Origin of the sequence: Blautia glucerasea (genome assembly GCF_020537505.1) — a bacterium.
In the GTDB taxonomy this organism is placed as follows: Bacteria; Bacillota; Clostridia; order Lachnospirales; family Lachnospiraceae; genus Blautia_A.
Genome location: NZ_JAJBMO010000026.1, coordinates 1 through 13283 on the forward strand (window position 1 = coordinate 1; position 13283 = coordinate 13283).

9 protein-coding genes, 1 pseudogene and 1 other annotated feature (1 of these 11 running past the window's edge) are annotated in these 13283 nt (G+C 43.5%); of the genes and pseudogenes, 4 read left to right on the forward strand and 6 right to left on the reverse strand.

Going from position 1 to position 13283, the window contains the following annotated elements:
• Window positions 1–390 precede the first annotated feature (390 nt).
• Both mgtE and LIQ05_RS15990 read right to left on the reverse strand, forming a co-directional pair.
• Window positions 391–1785 (reverse strand): magnesium transporter, encoded by a 1395-nt coding sequence (gene mgtE / locus LIQ05_RS15985; protein WP_226822266.1) that lies wholly within the window; start codon window positions 1783–1785, stop codon window positions 391–393.
• A gap of 747 nt (window positions 1786–2532) precedes the next feature.
• The gene (locus tag LIQ05_RS15990) at window positions 2533–3897 is read right to left on the reverse strand and encodes a phospholipase D-like domain-containing protein (protein ID WP_226822268.1); all 1365 of its coding nucleotides are present in this window, start codon (window positions 3895–3897) and stop codon (window positions 2533–2535) included.
• Window positions 3898–4306: 409 nt separating this feature from the next.
• On the opposite strand from LIQ05_RS15990, the pseudogene LIQ05_RS20750 reads away from it, so the two are divergent.
• Window positions 4307–4357 (forward strand): annotated as a pseudogene (locus tag LIQ05_RS20750) (DUF6783 domain-containing protein); the annotation flags it as partial.
• Window positions 4358–4544: 187 nt separating this feature from the next.
• Here LIQ05_RS20750 and LIQ05_RS16000 read toward each other — a convergent pair.
• From LIQ05_RS16000 to LIQ05_RS16010, 3 genes are all read right to left on the reverse strand, one after another.
• Window positions 4545–4802 carry an HPr family phosphocarrier protein gene (locus tag LIQ05_RS16000; RefSeq protein ID WP_226822270.1) on the reverse strand — a complete coding sequence of 86 codons (258 nt, stop codon included), beginning with the start codon at window positions 4800–4802 and terminating at the stop codon, window positions 4545–4547.
• 13 nt (window positions 4803–4815) lie between these two features.
• Window positions 4816–6174: a GntP family permease gene (locus LIQ05_RS16005; protein WP_226822272.1), complete on the reverse strand. Its 1359-nt coding sequence runs from the start codon at window positions 6172–6174 to the stop codon at window positions 4816–4818.
• Window positions 6175–6293: 119 nt separating this feature from the next.
• Window positions 6294–7913, reverse strand: a complete 1620-nt coding sequence (locus LIQ05_RS16010) for a mannitol dehydrogenase family protein (protein ID WP_226822274.1) — start codon at window positions 7911–7913, stop codon at window positions 6294–6296.
• 407 nt (window positions 7914–8320) lie between these two features.
• Between LIQ05_RS16010 and LIQ05_RS16015 the strand changes: the two genes are divergently transcribed.
• The 3 genes from LIQ05_RS16015 (at window position 8321) to LIQ05_RS16025 (ending at window position 11360) form a co-directional block, all read left to right on the forward strand.
• The gene (locus tag LIQ05_RS16015) at window positions 8321–9454 is read left to right on the forward strand and encodes an ROK family transcriptional regulator (RefSeq protein ID WP_226822276.1); all 1134 of its coding nucleotides are present in this window, start codon (window positions 8321–8323) and stop codon (window positions 9452–9454) included.
• A 120-nt stretch (window positions 9455–9574) separates the two neighbouring features.
• Window positions 9575–10027 carry a MarR family winged helix-turn-helix transcriptional regulator gene (locus LIQ05_RS16020; RefSeq protein WP_226822278.1) on the forward strand — a complete coding sequence of 151 codons (453 nt, stop codon included), beginning with the start codon at window positions 9575–9577 and terminating at the stop codon, window positions 10025–10027.
• Complete coding sequence (locus tag LIQ05_RS16025) at window positions 10017–11360, forward strand: MATE family efflux transporter (protein WP_226822280.1); 1344 nt, start codon at window positions 10017–10019, stop codon at window positions 11358–11360. Before LIQ05_RS16020 ends, LIQ05_RS16025 begins: the two co-directional genes overlap by 11 nt.
• A gap of 73 nt (window positions 11361–11433) precedes the next feature.
• Here the strand turns inward: LIQ05_RS16025 and LIQ05_RS16030 are convergent, their stop codons facing one another.
• Window positions 11434–13137, reverse strand: coding sequence for a carbon starvation protein A (locus LIQ05_RS16030; RefSeq protein WP_226822281.1), 1704 nt, complete (start codon window positions 13135–13137; stop codon window positions 11434–11436).
• A 74-nt stretch (window positions 13138–13211) separates the two neighbouring features.
• Window positions 13212–13283 (reverse strand) — a binding site (T-box leader); it runs 167 nt beyond the window's last position.

Below are 13283 nucleotides of genomic sequence, written 5' to 3' on the forward strand. Positions count from 1 at the left end.
ACATGTGTTGGTTTCCCGATACCTTTTGGCAACGGTAGATTAGAAAAGCCAGTAAATATGCGGGATAGCAGCTACGTCACCCACCCCATTGTTGCCGTTACTGTTTCTTTCTTCCCTCTGCCAGTAACCAGCGATTTTGCAATGTATATTCACGTAGCCGCGCATTTCAGGAGCGGTTTTAGTGGAGGCGAGATCCATGACTTACGGAGACTTAGGCGCGAAGGCTCTCCTGAGCGTCTTAGTCGTAGTTAGTCATTAGCTCGCCGGAACGTTGCTCCGCGCGGCGGTGAATATACATTGTGAAATCGCGTCCGGGATAACGACCAACACATTAAATAGCAAAAGCCCTTTAAGAAAATTTTCCTAAAGAGCTTTCAATATACAATGTTATTAACCTGCCAGGTGCAAAACCCCGATAAGGAATACCCAGCCAAGGCCGTAATAGGTTACAACGGCAACAAGGTCGTTGACAGTAGTAATCAGGGGACCGGAGGCTACGGCGGGGTCTACGCCTACTTTTTTGAAAAACAGAGGGATGCAGGTACCTACGGCACTGGAAATCAGCATGGCTAGAAGAAGGGCGACTCCAATACAGCCGGATACAGCGTATGCAAACAACAGTGTTTTTCCTTTAAATAAATAGATGTAAAGTCCGATAAGTACGAAGGACAAAATACCAAGCAATGCACCGTTGCAAAGGCCGATCCGCATTTCCTTCAATACCAGTTCCAGCTTTTGCCTGCCGGTGAGGGACTCGTCCATCAGAACTCGGATAGTAACAGCCAGGGACTGGGTACCAACGTTTCCGGCCATATCCAGGATAAGAGACTGGAAGGCCATGATAATGGGGAGCTGGGTAACTACATTCTCGAAGACACCTACTACAGAGGATACCACCATGCCAAGACCAAGAAGAACGATCAGCCATGGCATACGTTTCTTCATACTCTCTTTCAGGGGCTCCTTCAGGTCCTCCTCTGCAGTAAGACCTGCCAGCATGGCGTAATCTTCTCCCATCTCATCATCAACCAGGTCGATAATGTTGGAAGATGTGATAACACCTAAAAGGCGGTTGTCATTATCCAGTACAGGAATGGAATCCTCGGAATAAGCTTTCAGTTCTTCAATACAGTCGTCAATGTCCTCTTCCGCATATACATATGGGTAAGAGGTTGCCACCAGATCGTCCAGGGACTTATCCTGTCTGGCAATGATCAGGTCCTTCAGATCAATGGCTCCATAAAATTTCTGTGATTCTGTTACCACAAAGATTGTAGAAATATTATCATTCCTGGCAGCCTGCTCCACAAGGCTGTTCATAGCCTGCTTTACAGTCAGATTCTCACGAATGATGATGCAGTTGGTTGTCATACGGCTACCGATCTCGTCCTCGTCAAAGGAAGCGATCATTTCGATATCGTGGCGGACATCATCATCCATTAATTCGAACAATAATTTCTTTTTGGCTTTATCAATTTTCTGGAGTACCTCTACAAGGGCATCGGTCTCCATGCGTGAAAGAATAGCGGCACCTTTTTTTACATCCATCTCTTTCACATATTCTGCTGCATTGTCTGAGTCTGTATACTCAAAAATATCAGACAGCATGTTCAAGTCCAGAATACGGTACAGTTTATAACGTTCCTGAACGGTCAGCCTCGGCATTGCGTCAGCAAGGTCGTTGGCATGAAAATCCTCCAGCTTGTTGCTCATAGCAGCTGGAGAAGTATTACTTCTTACTACAGCCAGAATGTCCTGGGTGTAGTCTTGCACTCTTTTCTCCATCCTACTTTCTCCAATCTGACAATAAGACAGTTCACCTGTTCTGAGCGTATAAAAAGCTCTGTAGTGTTTATCTTATGTATTTTTCAGCGGACTTGGCAAAGTCCATTTTTACGGATAGTAAAATCCGTATTCAAACAGAATCTCTTCTGTTCTTTTCAGGGAATATTGGATCCCGCACAGGGCATATGAAGTGATCCAGATAACTATCATTTTCACCTGGACACAGCACAAATATACACACCAAAAAGGCGCAGAATCACAATCGTTCCTCTGCTGTTATCAGATAAGTCCCTTTATTGGCACTGTAATTTCTTTGTGGATTTCATAGGATTGAAAAAAGAAATGTGATCAGAAAGTCGGCTCACACCACACTCTATTATAATGAAAGAACAGAATGCACGCTGCACTCATCTGTCATTTCGTTTTTCCATCCTATGCAACTACTTCGCCCATGAGAATCGCAACTATCCATTCTGTTCACCTGCCTTTGTTCTTAGATTTTATTTATGGGGAACTTCTTTTATCCCCACAGGTCATTCTAACTGCTTTTATACAAAAAATCAATTCCTAATTTACTATTTATTTGATTTTTCACTGATTTTTTTCCTTTTCCTTTCCGTTTCTTTACAATACTAGAGCGTGTGGTTTTATGTGGATTTAGGGAACAGCAAATGAAGATATTGACAGATTTTAATCGTATTATTATAGTTTTTATATGCCCTTAAGCCCTTTTTCTTGTATTGTTTTTTATAACAGCTGGCGCAATGGTCTGATTATAATCCGCAGCACTCCATAGAACAGTTTTTTCTGCCAGTTCAGCACTTTCGTTTCGTACTGCGCCCCTTCGGTCTCCTGTCCGTTTGACAGGACTTCCTTGCTTTTTTCCATATAAACGTTCTCAGTAGACTGGATCTGCTGATTTAGTTCCCTGCTGTCGATGACAAGCATTAACTCTGTATCCAGATAAGTGCTTCTCATATCCAGATTATAGGATCCCACAATGGACAATCGTTCGTCAGACAGAACAGCCTTGGTATGTACTGGAACCTGGTTCATCAGCTCATATACGTCGGCACCGGTTTCCAGAATTTTCTTTTTATGGTTTAAATAATCGGTACAGCCCCAGGGGTTGGAGCCTTTTTCTACTGCATTGAGAATAATTTTCAACTGGGCGTGGGAGGAGATTTCGCTTAATGTATCGTACATGTAGCCATTGCAGATTACGTATGGAGTCTGGATGGTTACATTGTCTGCTTCCTGGGATAGATAGCGGATTGCCTGGAGTACCAGCGGTGTCTTGGGACCAGCCTGGGTTCCGTTGTTGAGCAAGGTAATTTTGTTTGCTGGGATGGTATCCCTTTCCCAGGAATTGTAGGTTTCAATATCAGGGGATTTTTCTGTCAGAGCAGCGTAACGGGCTTCTAAGGACTGATACTGTTTTTCGTACTTTGACAGATATCCTTGCGTGCCGTCTGTTATTCCATTTTCCATATTCTTTTCCTTTTGTGTCCGATTTTCTGAAATATTCTTTTTTCTTCCGCCCTTTATTTTCACGCAATCTTCATTCCATACCTGATGAAAATATGCCTCCAGCTCCTGCAGGGATTCCCCCTTGCCTTTCGTAGTATCCCACACCAGAATATCCCGGTCCACATTGATATCCGTGGTATAATCTCCCAGGAAAATATCATTGCTGTTACGGCCGCCCAGAAGATACATTTCATTATCCACGATCACGTATTTATCATGCATACGGTAATTGAGCTTAAATAAACCTACTGGACTCACTGGGTTGTAGACACCTACTTTCACATTTTTCCGTGCAGCCAGCGCCTGGAATTCTTTGCTTCCGTTTAGAAATAGCTGCTGATAAATCCCATCGATCAAAAGCTTAATTTCCACACCTTTTTCAGCGGCATGATTCAGCGCTGCCAGAAGATCCGTCCCACTTTCATCCGCCCGCAGATCAAAAGTCGCCAGCACAATACTCTTCTTCGCATTCCCAATCATCCGCAGCCTCCACAGAAGCGCCTCTTCATTGTCATCAATACATCGGATCCGTTCGCCCCCTGGCGTATTGGAAGTAAACTCTGTCTGTTTCAGCGTTTCCACAAATTTCTCATCTGGTTTCCTACAATACAGCGGTGCAAAAACGTTTACCAGCACTACGATGAGCAGAAACCATAGAAATATATTCCGTATTCGTTTTAGATTTTTCTTTATCGTTATACACCCTTTCTAAAATCATATTTCTCAACATTCCCACAAATATTTCTTCAAATCTACACACCCATTTTCTTTCAGCGTAACTCCTTCCCCTTTCAGCAGCCACTTCTATTCTGTCCAGCCCAGCGCCAGTCTTCCCATATGGTTCACTCCCCGATGACAGGGAAACAGGCTCTAGACTGTGTCTGAAAAAGGAGCGTCAATCATATCATTTGCCCCAGTTTTGTAGTATATGTTTCTCTATCATATCACTCTTTCATTTTTTGAGCAAGGATAGATAAAAATAGATTGACTAGAGCGAATTCGGGCGAAATATACCGCAAAGTGTGGCGTGCAGATTGCAGAAAGGGCATATGCCATCACACCGGATACTCCAGGTGCGATGGCATATGCCCTTTCTGCATTTTCCTACTTGATTTATGGATGGGTGATTGAGTGGCCCCGCCGGAAAATGGCAGAGTCTGTGGATGAGATTTTGACTATGTTTGAAAAGCAAAATAACTCAGCCTCCAGCATAGTGAAAACTCTTAACATTATTTTCCCTGTTTTTTCTCATATAACAGCCCGGCTTCGTCTAGCTTTTCTAAAATCTGCCTCTTTTCCACTTCGCTTTCAACTGGAATTTGCAATTCTCCATAGGCAAAATCCGGCAGGCTTAAAACTCCCAGCATGGATTTTGCATCTACTATATAACGGCCATAGCATAAATCCACATCATATGCAATTGCTTCTACAATACTGACCAATTTACTTGCATTCTGCATAGTTCCCAATATTACTTTTATTTTCATCGCTTTCACGCTCCTACGCAAACAGACTGATCACAATAGCACAGACCAGACCTGTAATTCCAATGATGGTTTCCATCATAGTCCAAGATTTCAAGGTTGTCTTCTCATCAATCTCGAGAAGGGAGCTGACCAGCCAGAAACCAGAATCATTTACATGGCTGAAAGCGGTCGAGCCTCCGTTGATGGCACAGACCATGGCAGCCAGATAAAGTGGTGACAGTCCTGCTACTCCAGGCATGGCAGCCATGATTCCCGCAGCCATTGTCATGGCTACCACTGCAGCTCCAACAGATGCGCGGATCAGTGCTGCGATGAGAAAGGCAACCAATACTAATGGGAGACCGCTTTTTTCAAGGGCTGGTCCGATGATAGTTCCCATGCCGCAGTCCTGAAGCACCCAGCGGATAATCCCACCGCCAGTGATTACCAGAAGGATCTGTCCTGTAGGGCGAAGGGAACGGTCCAGAATTTTCTTTAACTGTTCTCCATCATACCCCTGCTTTTTACCAAGAAAGTACATGGCACACAGCACAGCTATGATCAGCGCTACAAATGGAGTTCCCAGAAATTCCAGTACTGGTCTCACGGGATCAATACCAGGAATATAAGTTGAAATTGTATTACACAAAATCAATACCAACGGTACAAGGATAATGCATAACACCGTAGAAAACTTCGGAAGATTTCCTTCTTCAGCTTCCCGAATCTCCTGAATGTTTGAAGGAAGCCCTGCATCAATTTTACTGCCGATAAATTTTGACCCTAAAATACCGGCAAAAACCAGTGACAGAATTCCAACAGGCACACCAACTGCGATCATAATGCCAAGATCCACGTTCAGCATATTTGCCACCAGAACAGAGCCGGCAGATGGTGGAATAAAGGCAAAGCCTGTGGCAAGTCCCGCCAGAAGAGGAATCACATAATATAAAGTAGATTTCTTTGTCTTTTTTGCAAGTCCAAATGCCAGTGGAATGAGAATCACCACACCAGCCTCAAAGAATACGGTTGTACCAACTACCAGCCCTGTGATTCCCAGTGCAATTCCGGATTTTTCCTCGCCGAATTTATTGATCAAAGTCTGGGCAACACATTGTGCACCTCCGGATACTTCCAGAATTCCACCAAACAAAGAGCCAAGTCCAATTAACAGGACAATTCCCTGCAGGGTATCCCCGGCACCTTTTTCCACTGTGCTTACAAGTGTTGGAACCGGCATTCCAGCTCCAAGTCCAATAACCAGCGCTGAAATCAGCAGTGATAAAATCGGATGAATCTTAAATTTAATGATAAGAAGCAGAAGCAATATAATTCCTGCTGCTGCCGCGATCAGCAGTCTGGTTGACTCCGCCGCAAATACCGGTTCTGTCATTTTGTATTTCCTCCCCAAATTTCTCATTCAATAGTCTACAGTTAAACCACTATCAACACCCGCATTTTTACAATCCTATATTCGGGACTTATCAGCATCGTGCATCCCAGATAAATTTATTACGCCGCAACATATTTATGGATTGTGTCTCTCACAGCTCCTGGTCCTGCGATCATTTCCCGGAACATGTTCTCAATCTTCTCTCCCACACCAGCTTTGTAAAGATCTGTGAAAAACAGGCGCTCGTTAGAAAGGATCGGTTTCAGCTGATTCTTAAAAGTCTCAGGCTTTCCAATAACAATATCCTTTAACTGTTCCTGGAGTTCCTCATTCATCGGATCTGGTGCCAGTTCATATTTATTCCCTGCATCATCCACTGCCAGCATATATCTTAACCAGCCAGCGATTCCAAGAGGAATTGCTGTGAGCTTAGATGCATCCCCGAATCTCTTCACATATGCCTTCACAGTCTCTCCAAAACGGATTCCAACCATCTGGGATACATCCACAGCAAGACGAAGGTTGGTATCGCCAAGGTATTCATTTGGGAAACGATCGTTAAAGAGCTCATCCACAAATGCCTGTGGGGAAAGGATTCCAGGATCAGCAACTACCGGAAGACCCTCACCATAGGCTACCATACGTGCCATTTTCATCATGTCTTCATTTGTATTCAGCATATGGGCAAAAAGGTCATATCCAAGAACCACGCCAAGAGGACCAGTTGCAGAATGAACCGGATTCAGACATACCGTTACTTTCATTCGCTCAGAAAGGTTTACTGTATTTCTGTCTGCCATGTATACGCCGAAGCCTTTTTCCAGAGCAGGACGTCCGTTGGGGAAGCTGTCCTCGATTACAAGATACTGTGGTTTCTCAGCATTTACAAATGGTGCAATGTATGTTTTCTTGTTTGTGATAACAGGCTGCATGCTTCCCACGCCAAGCTTCTCAAGGTCAGCTGCGATCTGCTCACTGGGACGAGGTGTGATCTTATCGATCATGGTCCATGGGAAAGCAACCACTTTCTCATCACTTACATAGCTTACAAATCCATCATCTACAAATCCTGCTTTCTTCCATTCTTCTGTCATGGTCAGCACAGACTCACGAAGCTTTGCACCATTCTGGGAGCAATTGTCCATGGATACAAGAGCAATCGGATATTTGCCTGCTTTATATCTCTCATAAAGCATTGCCACCAGAACTGCCATGGCACCTGTGGCCTTGTCCGGACCATTCTGGATATCAGCCTGTACAAATGGGAACCAGGTTCCGTCAGCTTTATGTAATGCGTATCCTTTTTCCGTGATGGTAAAGGATACCATCTGAAGGGATTTGCTGGTAAAAATTTCTTTCAGGCGGTTCCACTGAGCCAGGTCTGAAGACTGAGCCTTTACTGCTTCTGCCAGAGCGCCCAGAACCTTATATTCACGGGTTCCGTCTCCATGAAGGATTACATTTAATCCAAGATTATCATATGGCTCATAAATCTTATCCACTACATCATAGTCAAAAGTCTCCACGCAGGTGATTCCCCTGTCCAGAATTCCTTCCTCCAGAAGTCCGTCTGCAATACCGCCGATAAATACACGGAAAATATTGCCGATTCCAAAGTGTACCCATACCGGAGCTTCTTTCGCCTTGGCAGATATTTTCTCCACATCATAGCCAGGTAGCTGGATTCCTGCCTTTTCCCATGCTTCACGATCTTTGATTCCTGTTAATGTTAATTTCATGTTCTGTTCCTCCTTGATTTTCTTCTTGTACAGATCTGATTCTCAATCCCAATCTGTTTTGTTGTTCTTTATATTTCTTTTTGTTTTAACTTATGTGTATGTCTTAACTGTAAGTTGAGTATATATCTTTCTTTTAAAAAAATCCATTGACAGAAATTATAATTTTTGTTTCCAATTTTTGTATGGTTTTACCAGTAGTTTTCTACTTATTGCTTTTTTAACTGTTCTATACTAAAATGCAAGTAAGACTTAACATTATCTGATAAAGTAAAGATTACGTGATTACTGTTCACTTCATGGTCTGCAATACGCGCTTTGTTACCAGTGGACAGCAGCATTACGTATTTGAGTATTTGTTAACAGTTACTAACCTTACGTTGTACCAAGAACATAACTAGGAGACTATCATGAGTGAAAAAGGATTAACCACCATTGCTTTAAAAAAGATAAACCGTTCCAAGATTTACCAATACATTTACCGGAGCAAACTGACCTCCAAGCTACAGATTGTCCAGGATCTGCAGATGGGTCTGTCTACTGTCAGCCAAAATTTAAATCTTCTGGAAAATGAAGGGCTGATTGAGAAAAATGGTTACTTTGCTTCCACCGGAGGACGAAAGGCCAATGCCATTCAGATTGTTTCGGATTTCAAAATTTCCATTGGTGTTGGCATATTAAAAAATATGTTTCATATCACCGCCATCGATCTGTATGGAAATACAATCTGTACCGATACCATTCCGCTTACCTACTCAAACACAGCTGCGTATTATCAGCAGATCACTGACAAAGTCAAAGACTTTATTGACAAAAAACAGTATCCGGAGGACAAAATTCTAGGGGTTTCCATCGCTACCCAGGGAATTACTTCCCCGGATAATACCACTGTTATCTACGGAAACATTATGAACAACACAGGTATGCGTCTGAAGGATTTTTCCAGGCATCTGCCTTATCCCTGCCACCTGGAGCACGACTCCAAATCAGCTGCTTTTCTGGAATTATGGAATCATCCGGAGCTTGACAGTGCTGTTGTTTTTTTATTGAACCGAAATCTTGGCGGTGCCATTATCACCAATCACCAGATTCACCAGGGACGTTCCATGCACAGCGGAACAATTGAGCATATATGCATCAACCCCGACGGACCGCTTTGCTACTGCGGAAAACGGGGCTGCCTGGAAACCTATTGCTCTGCTAACTCTCTGGAACAGGCCAGCGGCATGGCTATAAAGGAATTTTTCCCTCTTTTAAAAGAAAAAAAATCCCCTCAGCTTATACAAATCTGGGAGGATTATCTCAATCATCTGGCTTTTGCAATGAAAAACCTGAATCTGATTATTGATGCACCAATCATTATCAGTGGATATCTGGCACCTTATTTTACAGAAGAAGACACCGATTATCTTCTGGAACAGATTAATTCCATGACTCCTTTTAAACTGGAAGAAGAGCAGCTTCTTGTGGGAACACATGGACAGTATACTCCGGCGATCGGGGCTGCACTTTTTTATGTGGAAAAATTTATCCATTCGGTTTAACACTTAAAAATCAAGGCAAAGCATGTAATTACACATTTTTCTTGACAAAAGTTTATCATCTTCTTATAATTACCACTGTTAATTAACAATGGTAATTATTTTTTATAAGGAGAAATACCTATGGATATTGAACTTATCAAGCGTATGATGGATGCCTGTTATCAGGGCAAGCGGATCCGGGATATGCTGCCGCCTCTGCCAGATGGAGTTGCATCTTCCTATATTCAGTATCTGGATATCATTGAAAAGCTGGAAAAACAGGGAATTCAAGTGAAGGTATCAGATGTAAGTGACGCTCTTTCTCTCCCGCGTCCCGGTGTAACCCGTACAGTGAAGGACATGGAAGCCAAAGGCTATGTGAAAAAGTTTGCCTCCGCCGAGGACGGCCGGGTTACCTACCTGACTGTCACAGAAGCTGGAAAAGCCCTTTCAGGGAAGTACAATAAGCAGTACTTTACTATCCTGTCCGGTTATGTTGACAGGATTCCAGAGGAGGACATTCTGTGTACCATCCGGACCATGGAGAAATTTTATAAGATTATGTGTGAAAGGAGAATTGACCTTGACAAATGAAAAAAATGATTTTACCCAGGGAAGCATTCTGAAAAAGCTTGCCCTTTTTATGCTGCCGATTCTGGGAGCGCTTGTACTGCAGGCAGCATATGGTGCCGTAGACCTTCTGGTAGTTGGACGCTTCGGCTCCACCTCTGGATTATCTGCTGTTTCTACCGGAAGCCAGGTACTGAACCTTGTGACTTTTGTGGTAACACAGTTTGCTATGGGAATCACAGTCCTCATAGCCCGCTATCTTGGCGAAAAAAAGCCTGAACGGATTGGCTCTGTCATTGGCGGTGCTGCAGTTGTTTTTGCTGTTATCTCTGCCATACTTTTTATTGTAATGATTACCTTCGCCCACCCTATTTCCGTGCTTATGCAGGCTCCTGTGGAGGCTGTTTCACTTACCACAAGCTATGTAAGAATCTGTGGAAGCGGCATCTTCTTCATTGTTGCCTATAACCTGCTCGCTGCTATTTTTCGTGGGCTGGGTGACAGTAAATCGCCGCTTTTATTCGTTCTGGTAGCCTGTATTGTAAATATTTTCGGAGATTTGTTTCTGGTTGCAGGACTTCATCTGGATGCCGCCGGCGCAGCTCTCGCAACCGTTTTCGCACAGGCGGTCAGTGTAGTCTGTGCAATTGTCCTCCTGCTGAAAAAGAAGCTGCCCTTTTCCATCAAAAAATCCGACTTCCGTTTTAATTCCCAATGTAAACGTTTTCTGGGAATCGGACTTCCTCTGGCTCTCCAGGAATTTCTTACCCAGATGTCCTTCCTGGCACTTTGTGCATTTGTAAACAGACTGGGGCTGGAAGCCTCCTCCGGATATGGGGTCGCCTGCAAAATTGTAAACTTTGCCATGCTGATTCCAAGTGCACTGATGCAGTCCATGGCCTCCTTCGTTTCCCAGAACGTAGGCGCAGGAAAGCCAAAGCGTGCAAAGCAGTCTATGTTCACCGGAATCGGAGTCGGACTGCTATTCGGATGTCTGGTTTTTGTTCTGGTTCTATTGAAGGGTGATGTACTTGCCAGCCTGTTCTCAACGGATGCAGCCGTTATCCAGAAAGGCTTTGAGTATCTGAAGGGCTTCGCTCCTGAAACAATTTTAACAGCAATTATGTTCAGTATGGTAGGTTATTTTAACGGAAATAATCAGACCTTGTGGGTTATGTTCCAGGGATTGTTTCAGACACTTCTGGTACGTCTTCCAATGTCATATTATATGAGCATTCAGCCTGATGCCAGTCTGACAAAGATTGGCCTGGCGGCACCATCCTCTACATTAGTAGGAATTTTGCTTAATGTGATTTTCTTTCTGTATTTCAACAAAAAAATCAATAACAGGCAATAAGTAAAAACAAGTCCTCTACGCAGTCTGTAAAATGTACTGCGTAGGGGACTTGTTTTGTGACGGGTTATTCTTATTACGCCCGTTCTGCTTTTTTTTCGGTTTCTGGTTTTTCCAAAAGCTTCTTAATACCCTGGATTGCAACCAGCACACCCAGTATTAACAGTAATACTGCAAATACCAGCTGTAAAGAATTTCCAAGATCCAGACCTGTTGTTACAAATGCTTTGGAAAGCTTTACGATTGTCATTCCAAGTGCGGTAAAGGTAACTGCCATCATAAATACCATTGGTACCCAGAGCATCCAGCCCTGACGCTTGGTTTTCTTTAAGAATACGGCGCAGGCTACCAGTGCCAGTACGGATAACAGCTGGTTTGCAGAACCGAACAGTGGCCAGATTTCTGCATATCCAACCTTGGTAAGCATGTAAGCAAGTACAAGTGTAATGATGGTTGCAAAGTATTTGTTTGTTACCACTTTCTGGAATGAGCTCATATTTTCCTCATCTGTGTCGGAATCAAGGAAAAATTCCTGGAAGGACAAACGTCCGACTCTGGCTACAGAATCAAGGGAGGTCAGCGCAAATGCAGATACTGCAAGGTTGATCAGGGTGAACACAAGGGAGTGTGGCAGCCCGAGCACGGAAAGAAAGTTTGCGATCGCACCTGCGAAAATCTGCGGCTGAGTGGTAAGTCCCTGTGCAGCAGCCTCGCCCTGTCCAAAGGATGCAACTGCGATCAATGCGATGATTGCAAGCATACTTTCCATAAGCATTGCACCAAAGGAAACCGGCAGCATGTTCTTTTCATTTTTAATCTGCTTGGAAGCAGTACCGGAAGATACCAGGGAATGGAAACCGGAAACTGCACCACAGGCAATTGTTACAAATAAGATCGGGAACATGTACTGTCCATCTACGTTAAAGCTTGTAAATGCCTGAAGATTACATGCCGGGTTCGCCGCAAATACACCGATAACAGCGCCCACGATCATGAAGATCAGCAGATAACTGTTCAGATAATCACGCGGCTGAAGCAGCGCCCATACAGGAGCTACACTGGCTATCAGAATATATACAAAGATAATAATGTGCCAGGTTCCAAGGCTTACATACATTGGGAACTGAAGACCCAGCGCAATTGCTGCAACCAACAGCACAATTGCAAAAGCAGTATTAACCCATTTATTGAACTTTGTATATTTCAGGAAAAATCCAAGTCCAACTGCTTCAAAAATGAATAACATAGAAGTAGTGGCAACAGCTCCATTTGCTGCCACTTTTGTAACTTCTCCTGCGTCGCTTGTAGCAAATCCATTAAAGGTTCCGGCTACAACATCTGCGAATGACGCAACAACCAGAATACAGAACAGCCAGCAGAATAAAAGGAATAATTTTTTTCCAAGTTTTCCAATGTACGCTTCAATAATGTATCCGATTGTACGTCCTTTATTCTTTACAGAGGCATACATAGATGCAAAATCCTGAACTGCTCCGAAAAATACACCACCGATCAGGATCCAAAGAAGTACCGGAAGCCATCCGAAAATTGCAGCCTGTATTGGTCCGTTGATCGGACCGGCACCGGCAATGGATGCAAACTGATGTCCAAATACTACATTGGTATCAGCCGGTACATAGTCAACTCCATCCTCCATTTCGTAAGCCGGAGTTTTTGCTTTCGGGTCAATTCCCCATTTGTTCTGAAGGTAACGGCCATACAGAAGATAGGCGCCGCCCAGAACTACGATAGCAATTACCATCATCATAATTCCACTCATAATCTTTCTCCTCGTCTTTCATTTGTAGTCAAGTGGTTAATATATATTAAAAACGCCCTTGCTATCCAATGGATAACAAAGGCGGAATTTCCGTGGTACCACTTTGTATTATCGTATCTATTACTAAATACGACCACTCATTGCTG

Coding starts and splice junctions, on each gene's coding strand:
- LIQ05_RS16000 (WP_226822270.1), bottom strand. CDS start 4,802: ATGAAAATAAAAGTAATATTGGGAACTATGCAGAATGCAAGTAAATTG.
- LIQ05_RS16010 (WP_226822274.1), bottom strand. CDS start 7,913: ATGAAATTAACATTAACAGGAATCAAAGATCGTGAAGCATGGGAAAAG.
- LIQ05_RS16030 (WP_226822281.1), bottom strand. CDS start 13,137: ATGAGTGGAATTATGATGATGGTAATTGCTATCGTAGTTCTGGGCGGC.
- LIQ05_RS16005 (WP_226822272.1), bottom strand. CDS start 6,174: ATGACAGAACCGGTATTTGCGGCGGAGTCAACCAGACTGCTGATCGCG.
- LIQ05_RS16020 (WP_226822278.1), top strand. CDS start 9,575: ATGGATATTGAACTTATCAAGCGTATGATGGATGCCTGTTATCAGGGC.
- mgtE (WP_226822266.1), bottom strand. CDS start 1,785: ATGGAGAAAAGAGTGCAAGACTACACCCAGGACATTCTGGCTGTAGTA.
- LIQ05_RS16015 (WP_226822276.1), top strand. CDS start 8,321: ATGAGTGAAAAAGGATTAACCACCATTGCTTTAAAAAAGATAAACCGT.